The sequence below is a fragment of the Lentzea sp. NPDC051208 genome, from assembly GCF_040682435.1.
GTDB lineage: Bacteria > Actinomycetota > Actinomycetes > Mycobacteriales > Pseudonocardiaceae > Lentzea > Lentzea kristufekii.
Window position 1 is genome coordinate 1 of sequence record NZ_JBFBAW010000035.1, and the last position, 22,020, is coordinate 22,020.

General features: G+C 68.9%; 24 protein-coding genes and 1 rRNA gene. 18 read left to right on the plus strand and 7 right to left on the minus strand.

The window, feature by feature from the left end:
* From rrf to AB0M48_RS43800, 3 genes are all read left to right on the plus strand, one after another.
* A 5S ribosomal RNA gene (gene rrf / locus AB0M48_RS43790) occupies window positions 1-104 on the plus strand; the annotation flags it as partial.
* 102 nt (window positions 105-206) lie between these two features.
* On the plus strand, window positions 207-1,034 hold the full coding sequence (locus AB0M48_RS43795) for a GNAT family N-acetyltransferase (protein WP_363854739.1): 828 nt from the start codon (window positions 207-209) through the stop codon (window positions 1,032-1,034).
* Window positions 1,022-1,831 (plus strand): GNAT family N-acetyltransferase, encoded by an 810-nt coding sequence (locus AB0M48_RS43800; RefSeq protein WP_363854742.1) that lies wholly within the window; start codon window positions 1,022-1,024, stop codon window positions 1,829-1,831. The genes AB0M48_RS43795 and AB0M48_RS43800 overlap by 13 nt, the downstream gene beginning before the upstream one ends.
* 95 nt (window positions 1,832-1,926) lie before the next feature.
* Here the strand turns inward: AB0M48_RS43800 and AB0M48_RS43805 are convergent, their stop codons facing one another.
* Window positions 1,927-2,376: an Lrp/AsnC family transcriptional regulator gene (locus AB0M48_RS43805; protein ID WP_363854745.1), complete on the minus strand. Its 450-nt coding sequence runs from the start codon at window positions 2,374-2,376 to the stop codon at window positions 1,927-1,929.
* A gap of 80 nt (window positions 2,377-2,456) precedes the next feature.
* Here AB0M48_RS43805 and AB0M48_RS43810 point away from each other — a divergent pair, with 80 nt between their 5' ends.
* From AB0M48_RS43810 to AB0M48_RS43835, 6 genes are all read left to right on the plus strand, one after another.
* Complete coding sequence (locus tag AB0M48_RS43810; RefSeq protein ID WP_363854748.1) at window positions 2,457-2,888, plus strand: rhodanese-like domain-containing protein; 432 nt, start codon at window positions 2,457-2,459, stop codon at window positions 2,886-2,888.
* Between the two features lie 25 nt (window positions 2,889-2,913).
* On the plus strand, window positions 2,914-3,669 hold the full coding sequence (locus AB0M48_RS43815; RefSeq protein WP_363854751.1) for a type 1 glutamine amidotransferase: 756 nt from the start codon (window positions 2,914-2,916) through the stop codon (window positions 3,667-3,669).
* Between the two features lie 86 nt (window positions 3,670-3,755).
* Window positions 3,756-4,889 (plus strand): inorganic phosphate transporter, encoded by a 1,134-nt coding sequence (locus tag AB0M48_RS43820; protein ID WP_363854754.1) that lies wholly within the window; start codon window positions 3,756-3,758, stop codon window positions 4,887-4,889.
* Window positions 4,886-5,071, plus strand: coding sequence for a hypothetical protein (locus AB0M48_RS43825; protein ID WP_363854757.1), 186 nt, complete (start codon window positions 4,886-4,888; stop codon window positions 5,069-5,071). The genes AB0M48_RS43820 and AB0M48_RS43825 overlap by 4 nt, the downstream gene beginning before the upstream one ends.
* A 29-nt stretch (window positions 5,072-5,100) precedes the next feature.
* Window positions 5,101-8,001 carry a bifunctional [glutamine synthetase] adenylyltransferase/[glutamine synthetase]-adenylyl-L-tyrosine phosphorylase gene (locus AB0M48_RS43830; protein ID WP_363854760.1) on the plus strand — a complete coding sequence of 967 codons (2,901 nt, stop codon included), beginning with the start codon at window positions 5,101-5,103 and terminating at the stop codon, window positions 7,999-8,001.
* Window positions 7,998-8,930 carry an NADP-dependent oxidoreductase gene (locus AB0M48_RS43835; protein ID WP_363854763.1) on the plus strand — a complete coding sequence of 311 codons (933 nt, stop codon included), beginning with the start codon at window positions 7,998-8,000 and terminating at the stop codon, window positions 8,928-8,930. The genes AB0M48_RS43830 and AB0M48_RS43835 overlap by 4 nt, the downstream gene beginning before the upstream one ends.
* A gap of 65 nt (window positions 8,931-8,995) precedes the next feature.
* On the opposite strand, the gene AB0M48_RS43840 is transcribed toward AB0M48_RS43835, so the two are convergent.
* On the minus strand, window positions 8,996-9,229 hold the full coding sequence (locus AB0M48_RS43840; protein ID WP_266039400.1) for a hypothetical protein: 234 nt from the start codon (window positions 9,227-9,229) through the stop codon (window positions 8,996-8,998).
* 135 nt (window positions 9,230-9,364) lie between these two features.
* On the opposite strand from AB0M48_RS43840, the gene AB0M48_RS43845 reads away from it, so the two are divergent.
* The 4 genes from AB0M48_RS43845 to AB0M48_RS43860 all read left to right on the plus strand — a co-directional run bounded on the left by AB0M48_RS43845 (window position 9,365) and on the right by AB0M48_RS43860 (window position 10,958).
* Complete coding sequence (locus AB0M48_RS43845) at window positions 9,365-9,904, plus strand: hypothetical protein (protein WP_363854766.1); 540 nt, start codon at window positions 9,365-9,367, stop codon at window positions 9,902-9,904.
* Between the two features lie 32 nt (window positions 9,905-9,936).
* A complete protein-coding gene (locus tag AB0M48_RS43850; protein ID WP_363854769.1) occupies window positions 9,937-10,098 on the plus strand; it encodes a hypothetical protein in 162 nt (53 codons plus the stop codon).
* 19 nt (window positions 10,099-10,117) lie between these two features.
* Window positions 10,118-10,615 carry an NADAR family protein gene (locus AB0M48_RS43855; RefSeq protein ID WP_363854772.1) on the plus strand — a complete coding sequence of 166 codons (498 nt, stop codon included), beginning with the start codon at window positions 10,118-10,120 and terminating at the stop codon, window positions 10,613-10,615.
* A gap of 91 nt (window positions 10,616-10,706) precedes the next feature.
* Window positions 10,707-10,958, plus strand: a complete 252-nt coding sequence (locus AB0M48_RS43860; RefSeq protein WP_363854775.1) for a hypothetical protein — start codon at window positions 10,707-10,709, stop codon at window positions 10,956-10,958.
* A gap of 57 nt (window positions 10,959-11,015) precedes the next feature.
* Here AB0M48_RS43860 and glnA read toward each other — a convergent pair whose 3' ends face one another.
* Window positions 11,016-12,440: a type I glutamate--ammonia ligase gene (gene glnA / locus AB0M48_RS43865; protein WP_363854778.1), complete on the minus strand. Its 1,425-nt coding sequence runs from the start codon at window positions 12,438-12,440 to the stop codon at window positions 11,016-11,018.
* A 169-nt stretch (window positions 12,441-12,609) separates the two neighbouring features.
* Between glnA and AB0M48_RS43870 the strand changes: the two genes are divergently transcribed.
* On the plus strand, window positions 12,610-13,083 hold the full coding sequence (locus tag AB0M48_RS43870; RefSeq protein ID WP_363854781.1) for an RDD family protein: 474 nt from the start codon (window positions 12,610-12,612) through the stop codon (window positions 13,081-13,083).
* A gap of 74 nt (window positions 13,084-13,157) precedes the next feature.
* Here the strand turns inward: AB0M48_RS43870 and AB0M48_RS43875 are convergent, their stop codons facing one another.
* Window positions 13,158-13,889 (minus strand): DUF4191 domain-containing protein, encoded by a 732-nt coding sequence (locus AB0M48_RS43875; RefSeq protein ID WP_363854783.1) that lies wholly within the window; start codon window positions 13,887-13,889, stop codon window positions 13,158-13,160.
* An 82-nt stretch (window positions 13,890-13,971) separates the two neighbouring features.
* Between AB0M48_RS43875 and AB0M48_RS43880 the strand changes: the two genes are divergently transcribed.
* The 4 genes from AB0M48_RS43880 to AB0M48_RS43895 all read left to right on the plus strand — a co-directional run bounded on the left by AB0M48_RS43880 (window position 13,972) and on the right by AB0M48_RS43895 (window position 18,046).
* Entirely contained in the window at window positions 13,972-16,041 is a 2,070-nt protein-coding gene (locus tag AB0M48_RS43880) for an ATP-dependent DNA helicase UvrD2 (protein WP_363854786.1), read from the plus strand.
* A 146-nt stretch (window positions 16,042-16,187) separates the two neighbouring features.
* On the plus strand, window positions 16,188-16,460 hold the full coding sequence (locus tag AB0M48_RS43885) for a hypothetical protein (protein ID WP_363854789.1): 273 nt from the start codon (window positions 16,188-16,190) through the stop codon (window positions 16,458-16,460).
* A gap of 99 nt (window positions 16,461-16,559) precedes the next feature.
* Window positions 16,560-16,880 (plus strand): WhiB family transcriptional regulator, encoded by a 321-nt coding sequence (locus tag AB0M48_RS43890; protein WP_030481533.1) that lies wholly within the window; start codon window positions 16,560-16,562, stop codon window positions 16,878-16,880.
* A 344-nt stretch (window positions 16,881-17,224) separates the two neighbouring features.
* On the plus strand, window positions 17,225-18,046 hold the full coding sequence (locus tag AB0M48_RS43895) for a class I SAM-dependent methyltransferase (protein ID WP_363854793.1): 822 nt from the start codon (window positions 17,225-17,227) through the stop codon (window positions 18,044-18,046).
* A gap of 1,216 nt (window positions 18,047-19,262) precedes the next feature.
* Here the strand turns inward: AB0M48_RS43895 and AB0M48_RS43900 are convergent.
* The 3 genes from AB0M48_RS43900 to AB0M48_RS43910 form a co-directional block, all read right to left on the minus strand.
* Window positions 19,263-19,805, minus strand: a complete 543-nt coding sequence (locus AB0M48_RS43900) for a hypothetical protein (RefSeq protein WP_363854795.1) — start codon at window positions 19,803-19,805, stop codon at window positions 19,263-19,265.
* A gap of 85 nt (window positions 19,806-19,890) precedes the next feature.
* The gene (locus AB0M48_RS43905; protein WP_363854798.1) at window positions 19,891-21,201 is read right to left on the minus strand and encodes an AarF/UbiB family protein; all 1,311 of its coding nucleotides are present in this window, start codon (window positions 21,199-21,201) and stop codon (window positions 19,891-19,893) included.
* Window positions 21,198-21,998, minus strand: coding sequence for a TOMM precursor leader peptide-binding protein (locus AB0M48_RS43910; protein WP_363854800.1), 801 nt, complete (start codon window positions 21,996-21,998; stop codon window positions 21,198-21,200). The genes AB0M48_RS43905 and AB0M48_RS43910 overlap by 4 nt, the downstream gene beginning before the upstream one ends.
* Between the last annotated feature and the right edge of the window lie 22 nt (window positions 21,999-22,020).

A 22,020-nucleotide genomic window follows, 5' to 3' on the forward strand; every position in this document is an offset into this window, starting at 1 on the left:
GCGTTGGGGAAACACCCGGTCCCATTCCGAACCCGGTAGTTAAGCCCTTCTGCGCCGATGGTACTGCACTGGTTACGGTGTGGGAGAGTAGGTCGTCGCCGAACATTATTTCCAGAAGACCCCTGAGGGTCGAGCACTTTGGTGCTCCCCTCAGGGGTCTTTTGCATGCCCGGATTTCCGCTTGCGTCCTCTGATCTGATGGACCCATGGACGCCGTCGTGCACGCCACGCTGGACTCGTTCGACGCAGCTACCCACGATCGGCTGACAGCCGATCCGGTGCGAAACACCGTGGCACTCACCTCGCTGGACCGCATCCGCCGCTCGCCGGCCACCGAACAACCGCCGATCCTGATCACGTTCCACGAGAACGGCGAAGTGATCGGCTCCCTGATCCGAACACCACCCTGGCCGTTCCAAGCGGCAGACCTCCCCCTGCCCGCGGCAGAGCTGGCGGCCACCGTTGCCGCCAGGATCGACCCGGACGCTCCCGGCGTGACAGGCCCGCGCGAAAGATCAGAGGCTTTCGCCACAGCAACAGGCAGGAACTACACGGAATCCCTGTCCACCAGGCAGTACCGCCTGAGCACACTGGCACCACCGCGGGTCGAAGGCGCCAGCCGCACGGCCACCGAAGACGACGTAGATCTCCTAGGTGCCTGGCGCACAGCGTTCCTCAGCGAGGCCGTTCCCGAAGCGCCGGCGGCACCGACGGCCGAAGCCATGCGCACCTCGCTGCGTCTCGGCCAGGGCCACGTCCTCTGGGTGATCGACGGCACACCGGTCGCCTGGGCCGTGGCGAGTCGCCCGCAGGCCGGCATGTCGAGGATCGGCCCGGTCTACACCCCGCCCGAGCACCGCAGGCACGGCTACGGCGCCGCGGTCACCGCGGTCGCCACCCGATGGGCACTGGACCAGGGCGCCAGCGACGTCCTGCTCTTCGCGGACCTGACCAACCCGACCTCGAACTCGATCTACCAACGCATCGGCTACGAACCACTCGACGACTGGGCGGAGTTCTGGTGGAAGCACTGAGCCACGACAACATCCACGACTTCCTCGCGGTAGCAGGCGACTTCCTCAACGCCGACCCCGTGAACAACAGCGTGCACCTGACCAGCGTGGACGCCGCAGTGCAGGGGCGCAGGGCACCGACAGCGTTGATCTCGTTGCACGACAACGGAACCGTGGTCGGCGCGGTGACCCAGATGGAGGGTCGTCCGCTCCATGTCGCCGCGATGCCACCGGCCGCGGCTCCGCTCGTCGTCGCAGCACTCGGAGACCGCGAGGTCAACGAGGTCACCGGAACGCGGGAGCGGGTCGACGCCTTCCGCACGCTCTGGCGGGAGGGTGGCAAGGAGCTCTACGCCCTGCGGCTCTACCGGCTGGAGGACCTGGTGGTGCCGGACGTCCTCGGTGAGTCGAGGCTGGCCACGCCCGCCGACGACGACCTGATCACCGACTGGTGGACCGCTTTCGCGGCCGAACTGGACGGACTGCCGCGAGCCGAGGCCGAGAAGAGGGCGGCGGACAGCCGGTGGATGCCGGCCGGGCACGTCGTGTGGCAGGTCGACGGCGTCCCGGTGTCGTGGGCGGCGAGCACCGCTCCGATCGGAGGCGTGTCCAGGGTCGGGCCCGTCTACACCCCTCCCCAACACCGTCGTCACGGCTACGCGGCCGCGGCCACCGCAGCGGTCAGCCAGTGGGCGTACGGCGAGGGAGTCGACCACGTCGTGCTCACCGCGGACCTCGCCAACCCGACGGCGAACTCCGTCTACCAGGGCATCGGCTTCCGCGCCGTCTCCGACTGGTCCGAGTACAGCTGGGGCTAGTGGCGCGACTCGGCACGTTGGCGAGGTGATCCGCGCTCAGCAGGGCGCCTCGCGGCGCCGCCACCACGCCCCCGTACACCTTCCGAGCCACACCACTAGGCCAGCAGGTCGGGTGACAACGGGCGGTTGCGGACGTGGGAGGAGAACACGAGCGAGGTCGTCGTGTCGCCGTAGCGCTGCATCACTTCGACGAGCTCCTCCAGTTCCACCATCGATCGGCAGACGACCCGCAGCAGCCAGCAGTCGTCGCCGGTCACGTGGTCGGCGTCGAGGATCTGCGGCAGGACCAGGACCTGCGAGCGGAACCGCGGCGTGTCGAGCGACCGCACCCGCACGCGCACGATCGACTCGATCGGCAGGCCCAGCCGGGAAGGCGACACGACCGCGGTGAAGCCCGTGATCACGCCCAGCGACTCGAGGCGCCGCACCCGTTCGGTCACCGCCGGCGCGGACAGCGAGACGACACGGCCCAGCGCGCTGAACGACATCCGGCCGTCCCGCTGCAGCAGCGACAGGATCTTCCAGTCCACGGCGTCGAGTTCCACCTGGAAATCATAAGGAGAACGGCTCGAACGCCTGGACTTCCGCATGTCCGAACCGGAGCGCTCCCAGCAGGATCGATGGCATGACGAACGCACTGCGCTTCCCCGCCGCCGACCCGCACGCCGCCGCCGCGCACTTCGCCGCCGAACTCGCGTTCGAGGCCGACCCCGACGACGTGCACCGCGACATGGTGGACGGCAACACCCAGGGCTACGTCCTCGTCGAGACGCGCGCCCCGGAAGCGTTTGCGCAGGCGCGCATCCCCGGCGCCATCAACCTGCCCTACCGCGACCTGCCGGAGCAGCTCGACCTCGATCCGGGCCTGGTCTACATCTGCTACTGCGAGAGCTTCCAGTGCAACGCGGCGACCAAGGGCGCCCTCGCGCTCGCGCAACGGGGATACCGCGTCAAGCGGCTCTCGGGCGGGATCACGGCCTGGCGGGAGGCGGGCTACCCGGTCGAGTCGGACCAGCTCATCGGAGCCGGCGTATCCAAGGTCGCGTGTCATTGCTGACCTGAGCCGACATAGGCTCGGGTGCGTGAACGCACCACGCCTGCTCGTCCTGCAGCCCTCGCAGTCAGACCCGCTGGCCAAGCTCGGGGACTGGCTCGAAGCCGAAGGCATCGTCCTCGACCTCGTGGCGCTCAAGGACGAGCCCGCGCCGGAGAACCTCGACGGCTACCAGGGCGTCGTCTGTCTCGGTGGTGAGATGGGCGCGCTCGACGACCTCGACCACCCGTGGCTCGCGGACGCCCGCCGGTTGCTGTCGAGTGCCGTGTCGAAGCGGCTGCCCACCCTCGCGATCTGCCTAGGTGCGCAGCTGCTCGCGGCCGCCACCGGTGGCCAGGTCCGCAAAGGACCGCAGGGGCCTGAGGTCGGTGTGCTGCTGGTGGCGAAGCGAGACGCCGCGGCCGGCGACCCGCTGTTCGCGGACCTGCCGTTCACGCCGGACGTGCTGCAGTTCCACAACGACGAGGTGCACCTGCTGCCGCCCGGCGCCGAGCACCTCGCGGCGTCCCCGAAATATCCGAATCAGGCGTTCCGGGTCGGCGAGAGCGCTTACGGCCTTCAGTTCCACATCGAGACGACGCCGGAAATCGTCTTGAACTGGGCCGCGAAGGATCCTGAATCCGCTTCATGTGCGCGTGCGCACCACTTCGACCAGGAGTTCCTCGAGCAGGCGCACCGCGACTTCGAAGAGGTGTGGCAGCCGTTCGTCGGCCGATTCGCGAAACTCGTTCGGGGAGAACTGTTGCCCGCGCTGGGCTCGGGAACACGTCTTCCGCTGGTGTGACGTTACTTTCGTAGGTTTTAAGACATCCTCCGTTGGCGGTACCGTAATCTCCTGGACAGCTTGCTCGATCCAGCCGGAGGATCACTGTGGATCCCGCTCTTGTGGTGATCATTGTCGTCATCACTGCTCTCATCTTCGACTTCACCAACGGGTTCCACGACACGGCCAACGCCATGGCCACCTCCATCGCCACGGGTGCGTTGAAGCCCCGCACGGCGGTAGCGCTGTCGGCGGTTCTCAACCTCGTGGGCGCCTTCCTCTCCGTTGAGGTGGCCAAGACCATCTCCGGCGGCATCGTCGACGACGCGCAGATCACGCCCGCCATCATCTTCGGCGGGCTGGTCGGCGCGATCATGTGGAACCTCGTCACCTGGTACGTGGGCCTGCCGTCGAGCTCGTCGCACGCCTTGTTCGGTGGCCTGATCGGTGCGGCGTGGGTCGCGTCCGGTGTGGACGCCATCCACTTCGTCAAGGTCGTCGACAAGGTCCTGGTGCCCGCGATCGTCGCGCCGCTGGTCGCCGGTCTGGTCGCGGCCATCGCCACGATCGTCGTCTACCGGCTCAAGAAGGCGGCGGACCCGCGCGTCTCGCACACCGGCTTCAAGGTCGGCCAGGTCGCGTCCGCCTCGCTCGTCTCCCTCGCGCACGGCACGAACGACGCGCAGAAGACCATGGGCATCATCACCCTCGCGCTGATCACGTCCGGCTCGCTCGCCCCCGGCTCCGGCCCACCCACGTGGGTGATCGTCAGCGCCGGTCTCGCGATCGCGGCGGGCACGTACCTCGGCGGCTGGCGCATCACGCACACGATGGGCCGCGGCCTGACGACCATCGAGCCCGCGCAGGGCTTCGCGGCGCAGACCTCGACGGCCACGGCGATCCTCGCGTCGTCGCACCTCGGCTTCGCACTGTCCACCACGCACGTCGCGTCCGGCGGCATCATGGGCTCCGGCCTCGGCCGCGACCGGCACGGCGTCAACTGGGGCACCATGGGCAAGATGGCCGCCGGCTGGCTGTTCACGCTGCCCGCCGCCGGCATCGTCGGAGCACTCGCGGGCAAGTGGGCGTCGACCGGCGCCGTCGGGATCATCGGCGTCGCCACCATCGGAATCGTGGTGTCGGTCGTCATCTGGATCCTGGCGCGGCGCGAGCCCATCAAGCCGGAGCACATCGTCGACGAGGTCGCGGCTCAGGCCGAGTTGCACAAGGTGGCGGCATGAAGGTCGACTGGACGGCGCTGCTCCAGGTCTTCGGCGCCACGCTGCTGGCCACGGTTCTGGTCGTGACCCTGTTCGTGGTCGGCATCCGCGCACTGTCGGGTGACAAGAAGGTGCTCGCGTACGCGAGCTTCGCCGGTTGCGTGGCGGTCGTGCTCTACGGGCTTTCACTGATCGTCTTCTAGCCGTGTGAGGGCATTAGGGTTGGCTCACGATGAGCGAACCAGTGCGCCACGCGTCACCAGCAAGATTCGGGCTCACCGAACCGCGCAGCGAGGAAGTGCTGCGCGGCCTCGGCCTGTGGGCCGACCGCCGGCCCACCGAGGGTTCCGAAGCGGTGATGTCCGCGTTGTCCCGCTGCCCCGATCCGGATCTCGCCCTACGCGGATTGGAGCGCCTCCAAGCCGTCGCCGACTGGGACGCCCTGTCGGCCGCGCTGCACGAGGACGTCGTGGTGCGCGGGCGTCTGCTCGCGGTGCTCGGCTCGTCCACCGCGCTGTCGGACTTCCTCGTCGCGAACCCCGGCCGGTGGCGTTCGCTGACCGACGGGGTCGACGTGTCGCTGGAGCTGGCAAACGGCGACGTGCTGCGCACGGAGTACCGGGCGAAGCTGCTGCTCGTCGCCGCGAACGACCTTGCGCACGTCGTCGAGCCGGAGTTGCTGTACGTCCCGTACGACACCGTGGCGGCGCAACTGTCCGATCTGGCCGTGTCGGCACTGAAGGCGTCGCTGAAGCTCGCCGCGGAGCGGGTGAACGGCGCGGACCGCTGCCGGCTCGCGGTGATCGCGATGGGCAAGTGCGGCGCGAACGAGCTGAACTACGTGAGCGACGTCGACGTCGTGTTCGTCGCCGAGGGCGATCTGGGTGTGGCGACGCGGCTGGCCAGCACGATGATGCAGATCGCAGGTCAGTCGTGCTTCGAGGTCGACGCGGCGCTGCGGCCCGAGGGCAAGGCGGGTGCGCTGGTCCGCACGCTGGACGGGCACGCGTCGTACTACAAGAAGTGGGCGCGGACCTGGGAGTTCCAGGCGCTGCTGAAGGCACGGCCGGTCGCCGGTGACGCCGAGCTGGGGCAGGCGTACCTCGACGTCGTGCGGCCCTACGTGTGGACGGCGGCCGAGCGCGAGAACTTCGTCGAGGACGTGCAGGCCATGCGGCGCCGGGTCGAGGACCACGTGCCGACCGGGCTCGCCGAACGCGAGCTGAAGCTCGGCCGCGGCGGTCTGCGCGACGTCGAGTTCGCGGTCCAGCTGCTGCAGCTCGTGCACGGGCGTTCGGATGAGGACCTGCGCATCCAGGCGACGACGGCCGCGCTGGCCGCGCTGGGCCAGGGCGGGTACGTCGGGCGCGAGGACGCGGCGGAGTTCGGGCGTTCGTACCGGTTCCTGCGCACGCTGGAGCACCGGCTGCAGTTGCAGCGTTTACTGCGCACGCACCTGTTCCCGGCCGACGACGACGCGACGACGTTGCGGTGGCTGGCGCGTTCGGCGGGCCTCTCGGCGGACGGGCAGAAGTCCGAGGGGCAGGTGCTGCTCGCGGAGTTCCGCAAGCACGCCAACCAGGTCCGGCGGCTGCACGAGAAGCTGTTCTACCGGCCGCTGCTGCAGTCCGTGGCGGGCGTGCCGACCGAGGCGTTGCGGCTCACCACGAAGGAGGCCGTGGCGCGGCTGGCGGCGTTGGGTTACATGTCCGCGGACGGCGCGTTGCGGCACATCCAGGCGTTGACGCACGGGATGTCGCGGCGGGCTCGCATCCAGGGCGCCCTGTTGCCGGTGCTGCTCGACCTCTTCGCCGGCACGCCCGATCCGGACGGCGGGCTGCTCGCGTACCGGAAGGTGTCCGAGGCGCTCGCGGAAACCCCCTGGTACCTGAGGCTCCTGCGCGACGAGGGCGCTGTCGTCGAACGGCTCGCGGTGCTGCTGGGCACGTCGCGCTTCGTGCCGGACCTGCTGGTGCGCGCGCCGGAGGTGTTGCGGCTGCTCGCGGACACCGAGGCGCTGGTCGGCGGTGATCCGCACTCGATCGGGAAACCCTTGCGCAGCGCCGTTTCCCGGTACGGCGACGCGGCGCGGGCGATCGCGGCGGCACGCTCGTTGCGGCGCCACGAGATGTTGCGGATCGCCGCCGCCGACCTGTTGGGGTTCATGCCGCTGGAGACGGTGTGCGTCTCGCTGTCCGAGGTGTGGGGTTCGGTGTTGCAGAGCGCTCTGGACGCGGCGGTGCGCGCGTCCGGCGAACCCGTGGCCGCGCTGTCCGTGATCGGGATGGGACGGCTCGGCGGGCACGAGCTCGGGTACGGCTCGGACGCGGACGTGATGTTCGTGTGCCGGCCGCACGAGGGAGTGTCCGACGCCGAGGCGGTGAAGTGGGCGAGCGGGGTCGTGGAGAAGATCCGGCGGCTGCTCGGCGCGCCGTCGCAGGACCCGCCGTTGCAGGTCGACGCGGACCTGCGGCCGGAGGGCAGGCAGGGGCCGCTGGTGCGGACGCTGGACTCCTATCGCGCGTACTACCGGCAGTGGGCCGAGCTCTGGGAGAAGCAGGCGCTGCTGCGGGCCCGGTTCATCGCGGGCGACGCCGCGCTGGGGGCCGACTTCGAGGAACTGATCGAGCCGCTGCGGTACCCGGCCGCCGGTCTGGACGCGGTGTCCGTGCGGGAGATCCGGCGGATCAAGGCGCGGGTCGACGCGGAACGGCTGCCGCGGGGCGCCGATCCGGGCACGCACACCAAGCTCGGGCGCGGCGGGCTCGCGGACGTCGAGTGGACCGTGCAGTTGCTGCAGCTGCAGCACTCCGGCGCGGTACCGGGCCTGCGCACACCGTCCACAATGGCCGCGATGGGGGCGGCCGTCGAGGCCGGCCTGCTCGCCGCCGAGGACGCCGCCGCGCTGACCACCGCGTGGAACCTCGCGACGCAGGCGCGCAACGCCGTGATGCTGGTGAAGGGCAAGGCCTCCGACCAGCTGCCGACGTCCGGGCGTGATCTCGTCGCGGTCGCGTCGGTGATGGGCTACGAGCCGGGCGGTGATCCGGGCGAGTTCCTGGAGGAGTACCGCAGGACCACTCGTCGTGCACGTGCGGTGGCGGAGCGTGTCTTCTACGGTGAGAAACCGTGAAAGCGATCGCGTATACCCGGTTCGGTGACGCCGAGGTCATGTCGTTGCAGGAACTGCCCGACCCGCTGATCGGGCCTGATCACGTCCTGGTGGACGTGCGCGCGGCCGGGGTGAACCCGGTGGACTGCAAGATCAGAGCCGGGTACCTGCAGGGGCTGCTGCCGCACCACCTGCCGCTGATCCCCGGCTGGGACGTGGCGGGCGTCGTGCGAGCGGTCGGTGTCGGCGTGTACGACTGGAAGCCGGGCGACGAGGTGCTCGCGTACGCGCGCAAGGACCACGTGCAGTTCGGCACCTGCGCCGAGTCGGCCTCGGTGCCGGACCGGATGATCGCGCGCAAACCGTCCACGGTGGACTTCGTGACCGCGGGCGCGTTGCCGCTGGCCGGGCTGACGGCGCTGCAGTCGTTGAAGGCGACCGGCATCGGTTCCGGTGACGTCGTCCTGGTGCACGCGGCCGCCGGCGGCGTCGGGCACCTCCAGGTGCAGATCGCGCGTGAGCTGGGAGCCTCGCGGGTGATCGGCACCGCGTCGCCGCGCAACCACGACTTCGTGCGCTCGCTCGGGGCCGAACCAGTCGCCTACGGTGACGCGCTGGTCGACGCGGTCGCGGAGCTCGTCGGCGGCGACGGCCTGGTCGACGTGGTGGTCGACAACGCGGGAGGGCTCGCGTTCGACCAGTCGTTGCAGCTGGTGCGCGACCGGGCGCGGATGACGTCCATTGTGGATGGAGCGAGGGCGCGGGAGAACGGTGTGGTCAACACCTGGGCGCGGCCGAACGCGGAGCAGACGCAGTGGCTGGTGGACCTGGTCGCGGCCGGGAAGCTGCGCGTCGAGGTGCAACAGACTTTTCCGTTGGCGGAGGCCGTGAAGGCGCACAAGCTGCTCGAAGGTGGCCATGTGCGAGGAAAAGTTGTACTGACCGTCTGAAATCTTCAGGTATTTCTTCAGGTTCGGGGGCACACCTCGCGGCGTGCCCCCACTTCTGGAACTGCTCAGTCCTCGTCGGAATCGGGGTCCACCGCGGGAGCGCTGGTGTAGATCTCGACCACCCACTCCTCCTCCAACGCTTCCGCGTCGTCGGTGTCGGGCACGAGCCGGTTGTAGACGCGGACACCGAGGTCGAGCACGTCAGCGGCCTGAACCGCTTCGAGAGCATCGGGTGCCGAGTCGAAGATGTGGGTGGTGAGCAGCTGCGGAGCCGTGAATTCGGCGACATCTTGAGACACGCGCGGACCCTAGCGCATTGACGTTTCACCCAATCGAGATGAGACTGGGCGCGCTCAGTGGGGGAGCTGTGGTTCGTCGGGGGTCTAGCAGAGGAAGTCATGCAGCATCGCAGGGTCACGCGCCGAGGAAAGACCGTGATCGCCATCGCGGGCGTGGCTGCCGGTGTGCTCGCACTACTCGGTGTGATCGAATATGCACTGAGTGGCAACAACTCCGCCGCGCAGCCGAACGTCACCGCCACGACGACTACGTCGAACGGTGTCGAAACCCCTGATGGCGCACTGGAAACGACCGAGCCGTCCGCGGACGTGAAGGTCACGACGGGCTCCTTCAAGCAGCAGCGCGGCATGCTGACAGTCGAAGTCACTCGCGTGGAAGCCGCGAACGGCCGCGTGAAACTCTTCGTGACGGCCACGAACGCCTCCCAGGCCAGGATGACCCTCCCCGTCGTCGGCATCGCCGTGGTGGACGATCTGAACCGCACCTACGCGGCATCGAGCAGCAAGTGGGACGGCCTCGTCACCCAGGGCACCACCACTTCCGGCACCGTCGTGCTCGACGAGAAGCTCGGCACGGGTGTGAACTCGCTCACTCTGACGTTCTCGTCGATCTCCGGCCAGTTCGCCCCGACGGGCGCCGCCATCACGATCGCGGGAATCCCGCTGCCGAAGTGATTTCCCGTCGGAAGTCCGGGTACGCCTGATGCATGACTCAACGCGGAAGTGATCAGCACGGCTTCGTGAAGGACGACCACCTGAAGAAGGAGGTCGAGAACGAGCTGCGCGCCAACGGGCCGACGAGGTCCGAGCCGTGGCGCGAGCCCGAGATGCTGGAGCCGGACGAAAATCCCGAGGAATCACGCGGCTAGGTCGCTAGCCTGGCGCCTCGTGAAGTACTTGTTCTTCTGGGGCCACCGGCCCGAACGTGACGGCGCCATCGGCAAGGGCTGCCTGTCGCAGTGGTGGCCGTGCTCCTTTTCCCTTGACGGGCAGGACTTCTCGTCGGCCGAGCACTACATGATGTGGCGCAAGGCGTTGCTCTTCGGCGACACCTCCGTGGCCGAGCGCGTGCTGGCCGCCCGCACACCGGGCGAGGCCAAGGCACTGGGCCGTGAGGTTTCGGGCTTTTCTGACGCCGAGTGGGTTTCCGCGCGCCTGGAGATCGTGGTCGAGGGCAACCTGGCGAAGTTCGGCCAGGACCCCGCACTGCGTTCTTACCTGCTGGGCACGGGTTCCCGCGTTCTCGTCGAGGCCAGCCCGCAGGACCGGGTGTGGGGCATCGGCCTCGTCGCGTCCGACCCGCGTGCCGCCGATCCCGCGCAGTGGCTCGGCCTCAACCTGCTCGGCGAGGCCCTGATGGAGGTCCGCTCCCGGCTCGCCGCGTGAGCCCGCAGGTCCTCTTCGGATCATCACGTGAACCCCGCGGCCGCCCTGTACGTGTGTTCCAGCGTCAGGGAGATCCGGCAGGGGAGAACTGATGTTCAGCTACTCAGGACCGGCCCGGCTCATCTACGCGGACGGCAACGCGGTCGTGATGGACCGCGTCGATCTGATCGAGACCGTGAACGACGGCGGTCAGTGGCAGCTGTCCGGCGCCGGCACGGCCGCAGGAGCCCTCACCGGCGGTGAGGCCCGGATCAAGCTGCCGACCGGCGGTGAGGCCGACGTCCTCGTGTCCAACGTCCGGGTCAGCGGGTCGTCGTCCACAGTGACATTGCTCGGTGCCTAGAACGGCCGAAGGCCCGGCGGGACGTCCCGCCGGGCCTTCAACGCAAAGCTCAACCGATCACACGTCGTAGTACAGCGCGAACTCGTAGGGGTTCGGGCGCAGACGCAGCGGGTCGATCTCCTGCTCACGCTTGTACGAGATCCAGGTGTCGATCACGTCCGGCGTGAACACGCCACCCTCGAGCAGGAACTCGTGGTCCGCCTCGAGGTTGTCGAGCACGGCGTCCAGCGTCGCGGGGACCTGCTTGACGTCGCGGGCCTCCTCGGGCGGGAGCTCGTAGAGGTCCTTGTCGATCGGGGCCGGCGGCTCGATCTTGTTCTTCACGCCGTCGAGGCCCGCCATGACCATCGCCGAGAAGGCGAGGTACGGGTTGCCCGAGGAGTCGGGGCAGCGGAACTCGATGCGCTTGGCCTTCGGGTTGTTGCCCGTGATCGGGATGCGGACGCACGCCGAGCGGTTGCGCTGGGAGTAGACCAGCGAGACCGGGGCCTCGTAGCCCGGGACCAGGCGGTGGTACGAGTTCACCGTGGGGTTGGTGAAGGCCAGCAGCGACGGCGCGTGGTGCAGGATGCCGCCGATGTAGTGGCGGGCGGTGTCGGAGAGACCCGCGTAGCCGCTCTCGTCGTGGAACAGCGGCGAGCCGTCCTTCCACAGCGACTGGTGCGTGTGCATGCCCGAGCCGTTGTCGCCGAACAGCGGCTTCGGCATGAACGTGACGGACTTGCCGGCCTGCCACGCGGTGTTCTTGATGATGTACTTGAACAGCATCAGGTCGTCCGCGGCGTGCAGCAGCGTGTTGAACTTGTAGTTGATCTCGGCTTGGCCGCCGGTGCCGACCTCGTGGTGGGCGCGCTCGACCGTGAAGCCCTGGGCCTCCATGTTGAGGACCATCTGGTCGCGCAGGTCGGCGTAGTGGTCGTTCGGGGTGACGGGGAAGTAGCCACCCTTGTACTTGACCTTGTAGCCGAGGTTGCCGCCCTCTTCCTCACGGCCGGTGTTCCACCAGCCGGAGACCGCGTCGATCTTGTGGAAGCTGGCGTTCGCGGTGGTGTCGAACTGGACGGAGTCGAAGATGTAGAACTCCGCCTCGGCACCGAAGTACGCGGTGTCGGCGATGCCCGAGTCGGTGATGTACTGCTCGGCCTTGCGCGCGATGTTGCGCGGGTCGCGGCTGTACGCCTCACGCGTGAACGGGTCGTGCACGAAGAAGTTGACGATCAGCGTCTTCTCGATCCGGAACGGGTCGAGGCGCGCGGTGTACAGGTCGGGCAGCAGCAGCATGTCCGACTCGTGGATGGACTGGAAACCACGCACGGAGGAGCCGTCGAAGGCGAGTCCCTCTTCGATCGCGTCGGCGTCGAACGCCTTGGCGGGCAGCGTGAAGTGCTGCATCACGCCGGGCAGGTCGCTGAACCGCACGTCGACGAACTTGACGCCCTCGTCGGTGATGAACTTCAGCACCTCGTCGGAATTCTTGAACACCCTCGTCGACTCCTTGACTATGGACAACGGCTGGTCATCGCGAGTGACCGTATGTCGGCGGTGTTGCCCGTCCGTCACTCCGATGTTTCGCCAGTGTTAACGGGACCGTCCAAGTGGGCAAGGCGACCTGCCAGTGCTCACCCGTTGAGCACGGCTTTACTCTGGTGGGGTGAGCAGGTGGACCGGTTCGTGGCTGTCAGGACCCAATTCGGTGCTGTCGCCGGGTGAAGACTCGAACGACGGCACGCAACAGCGCTGGCGTGGTGAGCGTCACGGCTTCCCCAAGGAGGGACCGGGCTCCATCGCCTCGATCGGGCGGCGCACGCTGGCCATCCTGGTCGACTTCCTCCTCGCCGCGGGCGTCGCGGCGGTCTTCACCCAGCCTGACCTGCCGAAGAACTGGAGCCTGCTGGCCTGGTTCGTGATCACGGTGGTCGCGGTCGCGTTCTTCGGGTTCACCCCGGGACACGCGCTGCTCGGGCTGCGGGTGGCGCGGATCGACGGCAAGACGTTCGTGCACCTGCCGCGCGCCCTGCTGCGCACCGTGCTCATCTTCCCGCTGATCCCGGCGCTGGTGTGGGACTCGGACGGCCGCTGCCTGCACGACAAGGCGGCCGGCACCGTCGTCATCAAGGTCCGCTAGCCGCTGAGAACGTGAAGAGGCCCGCCGCACATCTCGTGCGGCGGGCCTCTTCGTGCTGGTGGGAGCGGGTTCGGTCAGCCCCGGCGGCGCATGGCGCGCTGGACGTTGCGCATCTTCGCGCCCGCCGGCATCGGGCCCTTGGGCAGTGCGGCGCCACGGCTGGCCAGCGCGGCGAGGCGGGTCTCCAGCGTGTCGACCTGGGCGGCCGTGATGTTGCGCGGCAGCTTCATCAGCTTCGACTGGAGCTTCTTCAGCGGGACCTGGCCCTCTTCGGTGCCGATGATGAAGTCGTAGATCGGGGTCTCGCCGACGACGCGGGCGATGCGCTTCTTCTCCTGCGCGAGGAGCGGCTTGACGCGCTGCGGTGCGCCCTCGGCGACCAGGACGACGCCCGGCCGGCCCAGCACGCGGTGCACGGCGTCCAGCTGCGTGGTGCCCGCGACGGCGGGGGTCACGCGCCAGCGGCCGCGCAGGTTCTCGAGCGCCCAGGCGCCCGCGCCCGGCTGGCCGTCCGCCTTGCGGAAGACGTTGCTCTGGACGCGGCGGCCGAAGATGATGACGGCCAGCAGCGCGCCGATCGCGACGCCCAGCGGCACGAGCATCCACACGGCGTCGAAGACGATGCCCAGGACCACGGCGATCGCGGTGACGCCGAGCAGGGCGCCCAGCATCATCGGAATGAGCGCCTTGTCCTCGCGGCGCTGCATCTTGAACGCCTCGAAGATCTGCTTGCGCCGCTCGCGTGAAGCCGCGCGGCGAACCTTCGCCGCTTCCTTCGCCGCCGCCTTGTCCTGCTTACCAGCCATACCCACAGGATACTGGCCGGAATTGTCGAACACAGCGGGAGCCTGACTTAGCACAGCTCGGCCATCTGCGAGACTGCCGGGCATGGACGCGTTGCTGGAGGGGCTTGATCCGGAACAGCGCGCCGCGGTCGAGGCCCCGCGTGGCCCCGTGTGCGTGCTCGCGGGTGCCGGTACCGGTAAAACGCGCACCATCACGCACCGCATCGCCTACCTGTGCCAACGCGGCCACGTCGCTCCGTCGCAGGTCCTCGCCGTCACGTTCACCAAGCGCGCCGCGGGGGAGATGCGCACACGTTTGCGTTCTCTTGACGTGCACGGCGCACAGGCCGTGACGTTTCACGCCGCCGCCTCACGCCAGCTGCGTTACTTCTGGCCGCGCGTCATCGGCGGCCCGCGCTGGGAGCTCGTCGACCAGAAGATCCGCGTTGTCGCCCGCGCCGCGACCCGGCTGGGCATGCCGACCGAGTCGGACGCGCTGCGCGACCTGACCAGCGAGATCGAGTGGGCGAAGGCGTCCCTGCTGACGCCGGAGGACTACCCGGCCGCCGCCGCACGCGCGGCGCGGGACATCCCGGCGCCCGCCGAGCAGATCATGAAGCTCTACACGACCTACGAGCAGCTCAAGACCGAGGCGCAGCTGCTCGACTTCGACGACCTGCTGCTCTACACGGCGGGCGCGCTGGAGGACAACGCGGAGGTCGCGCAGGAGTTCCGCGACCGCTACCGCTGCTTCGTCGTGGACGAGTACCAGGACGTGACGCCGCTGCAGCAGCGCGTGCTCGACTCGTGGCTGGGCGCTCGCGACGACCTGACCGTGGTCGGTGACGCGAACCAGACCATCTACTCGTTCGCGGGCGCCTCGCCGCAGCCGCTGCTCAACTTCGGGCGCCGGTTCCCCGAGGCGGTCGTCGTGCGGCTGGAGCGCGACTACCGCTCCACGCCGCAGGTCGTCGAGCTCGCCAACGACGTGATCAAGTGGGCGCGCGGGCGCCCGGCCGGCTCTCGGCTGCAACTGATCGGGCAGCGGCCGGACGGGCCGAAGCCGCGGTTCCACGAGTTCGACGACGAGCCGAGCGAGGCCGACGCCGTCGCGGCCCGCGTCAAGACGCTGCTCGACGAGGGCGTCGCGGCGTCCGAGATCGCCATCCTCTACCGCGTCAACGCGCAGTCCGAGGTGTACGAGCAGGCGCTCGCCGGCCTCGGCATCCCGTACCTGGTGCGCGGCGGCGAGCGCTTCTTCGAACGCGCCGAGGTGCGCCAGGCGATGATCACGCTGCGCTCGTCGGGCGCTCCCGATGGCAGCCTGCCCGAGGTCGTGCGCTCGGCGCTCCACCGCGTCGGGCTGACCGACGAGCCGCCGACCGGTGGCAGCGCGCGTGAGCGCTGGGAGTCGCTGCTCGCGCTCGTCGAGCTCGCCGAGGAGTTCGCCGCCGCGACGCCTGACGCCGACCTCCCTAGGTTCTGCGTCGAGCTGGACATGCGTGCCGAGGCACAGCACCCGCCGACGGTCGAAGGCGTGACGCTGGCGTCGCTGCACGCGTCGAAGGGCCTCGAGTGGGACGCCGTGTTCCTCGTCGGACTGGTCGAGGGCACGATGCCGATCCAGTACGCGGACGGCGACGAGGCGAAGATCGAAGAAGAACGCCGCCTCCTATATGTAGGTGTGACGCGCGCGCGTGAGCACATCTGGCTCTCGTGGGCGCTGGCGCGCGCCGCCGGTGGACGCAAGTACCGCCGCCGGTCGCGGTTCCTCTACAACCTCGTTCCCGAGAACCACCCGGCCGCACGGGTGTCCGGTGGCGCGCAACGGCCTCCTCTCATGAAGAAGGAGAAGCCGACCTGCCGGGTGTGCGCGTCGACGCTGGTCGAGTCGCAGGCCGTCAAGCTCGGCCGATGCAGGTCCTGTCCGTCCGATGTGGACGAGGAGCTGCTCGAGTCGCTGCGCCAGTGGCGTGCGGGACGCGCGCGGGAGCTGAAGGTGCCCGCGTACGTCGTCTTCACCGACGCCACGCTGATGGCGATCGCGGAGCAGCGACCCACGGATTCGGCCGGACTCGTCGCGATCTCGGGCATCGGCGCCTCCAAGCTTGATAAGTTCGGCGACGACGTGTTGGGCCTGGTCCGAGCCGGTGTCGGGTACTCCGCCACCTGATCGGGACAAGTTTCGTTAAATAGGTTGCGAGCCCCAGGTACGGGGTCATAACCTGCTCATGCCGGGTCCGGAGGACCCGTCTGGGGAAGAAGAACTACTACTAGCTCTCGATGCAGAGCTCTCTCGTTCGGAGGAGGTGGCCCGTTGTGAAGATCTTCAGCATCTCCCGCGCGCTCGGCCTCCCGTTGACCGAGGGCTTCTGCACGTCCGCATCCGCTCAGGCCATGTGGCACACCTCTGCCCTCAAGCCAGTTGCGCTGCTGGGCCGCGAGCGGGGCACCGCTCTGCGCGGCACCGCTCTGGTTGGTGCCGAAGTGCGCAGCGAGCAGCCGATCGCGCTGCCGGCCATCGATGACGTCGACAACTACACGAATGCGCTGTCCGCGCATCAAGTGAGAAGGCTCCTGCCGACCCCATAGAAGGGGTCGAAGGACCACCAGGCTCACGAAAGCCGCGGACTCGCACAGAGTCCGCGGCTTTCGTGTTTTTGCAGTACCCCACACAAGGAGAAAAACCTGATGTTGACCGCGACTGTCCCGCTCACGGGCGAGGCACTTCCGGACCTCGCGGAGGGGCTCGACATCCCCTGCCGCACCCACAACCCCGACCTCTGGTTCGCCGACGCGCCTGCTGACCTCGAGAAGGCGAAGTCCTTCTGCGGGACCTGCCCGGTCCTCGCGGAGTGCCTCGCCGGCGCGATCGCTCGTCACGAGCCGTGGGGCGTCTGGGGTGGAGAGATCTTCGAGCGCGGTGTCGTCATCGCGCGCAAGCGGCCCCGTGGCCGCCCGCGCAAGGACGCCACTGTTGTCACTGCCAGCAAGACGGAGGCGGCGGCGTGAACACCGTGCATCTGAACCACAACGCAAGCGCAATGCCCGCCTACCTGAACGAGGGCCTGACTCCCATGTCTCTGAATGAAGAACTCGTCCGAATACGAATACAAGAAGCCCAGAGGTTCGCTGAAGAGCAACGCCTGGCGAACCGCCTCGCGTCAGCGCAACGTTGGCGCAGGTTGTCGCGATGGGCGGGACGCAGAGCGGCTCGCTTCGACCTCTGACAGTCTCGAGCTGAGGCCGTCATCCACGAGAAGGTGGATGGCGGCCTCGGCCGTTCCTCCGTACCGTTCCCTTTTGTGCCGCACCACACTCACGACGGAATCGACTGGTCAGCTCGCCTCCACGCGATGAGGCGCTACGGCTCGCTGCAGGCGGAGGCGCTGTCCGCGGTCGCCCGCAGACTGATCGAGCCCTTGCCCGACTCGCCAGTCGTGATGGACGTCGGCTGCGGCGCCGGCTCCATGAGCGTGCCGCTCGCCGCGGCCCTGCGAGACCACGGCGGAGGCGTCCTGGTCCTGGTCGACGCCACCCCCGAACTCCTGGACGCGGCCTGCGCCGCGGCCCGCGCGGAAACCGACGGCGCCGTGTCGGTGAAGCCGGTACTGGCCGACCTCACCGCCGAAGACCCGCTGTCGTACGCCGGCCCGGTCGAGCTCATCTGGGGCTCGCGGGTGATCCACCACCTCCCTGATCAGTTGCGCGGAATGAAACGCCTGGTAGAAGCCCTCGCTCCCGGCGGCTGGCTGGCCCTGGCGGAAGGCGGCCTCGAAACCCGCTTCCTCCCGTGGGACCTCGGCGTCGGCTCGCCCGGCCTGCAGGACCGCATCGCCGCGGCCCGCGCCTCGTGGTTCGTGTCGATGCGCGAGAAGATGACGGGCTCGGTCCGCCTCCCGGTCGGCTGGAACGTCGCCCTCGCCGACGCGGGCCTCGGCGACATCAGCGCCTTCAGCTTCGTCGTCGACCACCCGGCCCCGGCCAAACAACTCGTCCGCGACTGGGCGGTCGACCGCCTGACCTGGCTGGCCGAGATCACCAGCGCCCACCTGCACCCGGCCGACCGCGACGCGCTCCGCCGCCTGCTCAACCCCTCCGACTCGGAGTACGTCGGCGCCCGCGAGGACGTGTTCCTGCTGGAAACCGACACCGTGCACGTGGGGCGGCGCCGGTGACCGCTGGGGCGGAGCCGGCGTGCCACAGATGTGGGCGGCTGCGTTCCTCCGTTTCCGACCTGGAGTTCCTGGCCTGGTCGTCGGAGCGGACCGGTGGGTCCCTCCGGTGGTTGTGTCAGATGTGCTCGAAGACCCACGTTCGGGACATCGAGGGCAAGCTGCCGGACGAGTACTGGCGCTGACTCACCTGGGCCGCGGATCGCGCGGCGGGCCGGGTCGGGTCTGACCTGAGGTAGCGGTCGGGTTGAGGTGGTGCGGGCTCGTGTGTGTGAGCCACCCGGATCAGGTGGTGCGGAACCTGGAAAGCGGGTCGGTGGTCCGGCGCCGGAAGAGTCCGCGAGGCGTGACGGCGTGGCCCTGACTGGAGCACACGCCCTCCTGACCTGCGGTGTCAGAAGTGCCGTGGGTCGATCGGTGTCGAAGAGTCGGCTCGTCGCTGGGCGAGGAGACGTGGTCCGTCGCTCGTGGTGCGAGTAACGCGCCCCGGCACGAGTGGTCCTCGCCGGCTTGTGGTCAGGTCGGATACAGGTGGCGCAAGGCCTGCCTGACCAGCGCCGTTCCACGGCGGCTGCTTACCTGTGGCTCCTTCCGTAGTTCTGACGGCGTCGGCTGGGTTGGAGCGCACGCCCTTTGACCTGCGGTGTCAGGGGTGCGGTGCGCCGATCTGTGCGAAGAGTCGGCTCGTCGCTGGGCGAGGAGACGCGGTTCGTCGTTCATGGAGCGAGCAACATGCCCGGCACGAGCGCTCCACGTCGGCTTGTGGTCAGGTCGGGTACAGGTCGCTCAAGGTGTGCCTGACCAGTGCCGTTCCACGGTGGTTGCTCGCCTGCGGCTCCTTCCGTAGTTCCGTCGGCGTGGGCACGAGCCGGGCACATGTCTCTGATCGGAGTGCCAGAGACACATGGTCCGTTACGCATGGTGCGAGCAACGGACCTCGGCACGAGCGGTCTACATCGGCCTGCGGTCAGGTCGGGTACAGGTGGCTCAGGGCCTGCCTGACCAGCGCCGTTCCACGGCGGCTGCTCACCCGTAACTCTTCCCGAAGTTCCGTCGGCGTGCGCCAAACTGGAGGGCACGCCTGCTGACCTACGGTGCCAGCGACACAGTGGGCCGATCAGTGCCGAAGAGTCGGCTCAGCGCTGGGCGAGGAGACGCGGTCCGTCACTCACGCGGCGAGCAGTGCGTCCGGCACAAGCGGGTCCGCGCCGGCCTGCGATCAAGGCGGGTACAGGTGGCTCAAGGCCTGCCTGACCAGTGCCGTCCCTCGACGGCTGCTCACCCGTAACTCCTCCCGCAGTTCCGCCGCCGTGCACAATCGCGCACTCACCACGGCATCGAGGATCTCTGCGATGGCGCGCGGGTTCAGCTCTCGCCGGGCCAGGTCGAGAGCGGCCCGTGCGGCACTCGCGAGCCTCAGGCCCTGGCGTTCCACCACGGTCGGCGGACGGGTCGTGCGTTCCAGCAGAATCCACGGATTCGCTCTTCGCACATTGCTTCCCGCGAGGACGTGAATGTGTCTGGGAAGAGGAAGAGCGGCTCCTTGGCGAACGAGCGCATCGGCTCCCGTGATCACCGAGGAAGGCCCGGCGAAGGAAAGGACCGCGCGCAGCCGGTCGAGACGAGTGGCCGGGGAAGGCGTGGTCATAACCACGCCGGGCAGCAGCCGCTGCCATGTGCCGGCGGGGGTGCAGTGGCGCAGGACCTCCCGTGAGGAGATCCCGGATTTGCGCAGTTCAGCGGTGGTCGCGATGGGTGCCATGGGTTGATCGTGGCGCAGCTGGCCGTGGTGGAGGTGGGGTGAGGGCCAAGCTGTGGACAACTTCCCTGGGATTCACTCGGACGAGTTAGTCGGCGAATCCCGGTTGCCACCGCGCGACGATTTCGTGCGCGGTCACGTGGGCGTCGAGCTGGCAGAGAATGCCCGTCGCGCCCATTGTCACGCGGTGGATCAGCAGATACTGGGGCGGCAGGTTCAAAGAGCGGCCCGTCTGCGAATCCGGGCTGCGCAGATCGCCCACGCGTTCGGCCTGCGACTGCAGCCAGCGGCGGGTGAAGTGGAACGACTCGGCGCGCAGCGGCTCCACGAACGGCGCCAGGTAGCCGAGCACGTCCTCGCCGTGCAGCTCCATGCCCTCGCGGATGAAGTTCTCGGTGCGCAGCAGTTCGACGAGGTCGGCGGAGCGGCCGTCGAGGGCCAGCCTGGTCATCAAGCCGAGCGTCTTGGGCAGGCCGTCGGGCAGGCGGGCCACGGCGCCGAAGTCGATCACGCGCAGGCGGCCGTCGTCGCCCAGCATGAAGTTGCCGGGGTGCGGGTCGGCGTGCAGCAGGCCGGACCGTGACGGGGCCGAGAAGTGGAACTCGGCGAGGAGCTGGCCCGCCAGGTCGCGGTCCTCGGGCGAGCCCTCGCGGATGATGTGCGACAGGCCCACGCCGGAGGTCCACTCGGTCACCATGACCTTGGGCGCCGAGGCGATGACGCGGGGGACCAGCACGTGCGGGTCGTTCTCGAAGGCCTTCGCGAAAGTGCGCTGGTTCGCGGCCTCGTCGCGGTAGTCGAGCTCCTCCAGGTACCTGTCGCGCAGCTCCTCCAGCAGCGGGCGCACGTCGGTGCCGGGCATGATCGCCTGCAGCAGGCGGCTGAACCGCAGCAGCTGCTTCAGATCGGCGCGCAGGGCCTCGTCGGCGCCGGGGTACTGGACCTTCACCGCCACGTCGCGGCCGTCGTGCCACACCGCGCGGTGCACCTGGCCGATGGACGCCGACGCGGCCGGAACGTCGTCGAACTCCTGGAAGCGCTTCGTCCAGGACGCGCCCAGCTGTTCGGCGAGCACGCGGTGCGTGGTGCGGGCGGGCATCGGCGGGGCCGCGGTCTGCAGCTTCGTCAGCGCCTCGCGGTACGGGGCCGCCAGCTCGTCGGGAACCGCCGCCTCGAACACGCTCAGCGCCTGCCCGAACTTCATCGCGCCGCCCTTGAGCTGGCCGAGCACCGCGAAGACCTGCTCCGCCGTCTTGGCCGTCACCTCGGCGTTGACCTCGTCGGCCGCGCGTCCGGTCAGTCGCTTCCCCCAGCCGCCGACAACCCGGCCGGCCACCCCGAGCGGGAGGCTCGCCAGCTTGGCGGTGCGCTGCACGGCCTTGCGCGGAATCTCGGTCACTCCGCCATGTTATGTGCGGAGCACTGACAGTCCGGGTGCGGATACCAGCTTCGCCTCTCAGCAACACCGGACAGGAGGTCGAGCTCGAGAGTGGCGTTCACCACGGGCGGAGGGACTTGGTCGTGGCCGCGGACGTAGCTCAGCGACTCCAAAACCTGCGCCACGGCCAGCGCCGCCGTCGCCGACGCGAACAGCACGTCGGTCGAGGCGGGCCGGCCGACGAGCTGGGCCGCGATGACGGGCCACGCCGGATCCTGGTCGGTGCGGTGCAGGTCCGCGCAGTTCAAGCACGAAGAACGACCGGGCAGGACCAACGGCCCCACGATCCCCACGCCCTCACGCACGCGCACGGCCAGATGCGGCGTCCGGAACGCCATCAGCGTGCCCACGAGGTTCGGATCGGGGACGAGCGTCGCCGCCAGCACGGTCAGATCGGCGTTGTGGGCGAGCTGAACGCTCGATTCCACCAGGAGTGAAGTGATGGAGAGCGCGAGGTGCCCGGACCCGTGCACGGCGGCCGTTCCGCCCCTCGAGAGGGGACCGTCGTCGAGCAGACCGGCCTCTTCGAGTGAAGAGAGGACTTCACCCAGCTGGGTGGGGTCCCCGCCACGGCTTCGCAGCCTTTCACCCAGTTCAGCGACAGTGTGCCGGCCGTCGAGGGCGATCAGTTCGTCGATCAGCGCCTCGGGCAGCGAGTCGATCACGACGGCGTGCTTCGGGTCGATGCCCACCTGGACGACGCCGGGGGCTCTGCGCACCACGGCCAGTCCTGCACGCACGCGAGGTCTTGTGTCCACGACGGCAAGACTGGCAGGGGGC

What these genes read in the sequence shown, in the direction of transcription:
- AB0M48_RS43810 (WP_363854748.1), top strand. Translation starts at nt 2,457, where the DNA reads ATGACGAACGCACTGCGCTTCCCCGCCGCCGACCCGCACGCCGCCGCC.
- AB0M48_RS43880 (WP_363854786.1), top strand. Translation starts at nt 13,972, where the DNA reads ATGGACGCGTTGCTGGAGGGGCTTGATCCGGAACAGCGCGCCGCGGTC.
- AB0M48_RS43830 (WP_363854760.1), top strand. Translation starts at nt 5,101, where the DNA reads ATGAGCGAACCAGTGCGCCACGCGTCACCAGCAAGATTCGGGCTCACC.
- AB0M48_RS43900 (WP_363854795.1), bottom strand. Translation starts at nt 19,805, where the DNA reads ATGGCACCCATCGCGACCACCGCTGAACTGCGCAAATCCGGGATCTCC.
- AB0M48_RS43895 (WP_363854793.1), top strand. Translation starts at nt 17,225, where the DNA reads ATGAGGCGCTACGGCTCGCTGCAGGCGGAGGCGCTGTCCGCGGTCGCC.
- AB0M48_RS43875 (WP_363854783.1), bottom strand. Translation starts at nt 13,889, where the DNA reads ATGGCTGGTAAGCAGGACAAGGCGGCGGCGAAGGAAGCGGCGAAGGTT.
- AB0M48_RS43860 (WP_363854775.1), top strand. Translation starts at nt 10,707, where the DNA reads ATGTTCAGCTACTCAGGACCGGCCCGGCTCATCTACGCGGACGGCAAC.
- AB0M48_RS43795 (WP_363854739.1), top strand. Translation starts at nt 207, where the DNA reads ATGGACGCCGTCGTGCACGCCACGCTGGACTCGTTCGACGCAGCTACC.
- AB0M48_RS43850 (WP_363854769.1), top strand. Translation starts at nt 9,937, where the DNA reads ATGACTCAACGCGGAAGTGATCAGCACGGCTTCGTGAAGGACGACCAC.
- AB0M48_RS43890 (WP_030481533.1), top strand. Translation starts at nt 16,560, where the DNA reads ATGTTGACCGCGACTGTCCCGCTCACGGGCGAGGCACTTCCGGACCTC.
- AB0M48_RS43825 (WP_363854757.1), top strand. Translation starts at nt 4,886, where the DNA reads ATGAAGGTCGACTGGACGGCGCTGCTCCAGGTCTTCGGCGCCACGCTG.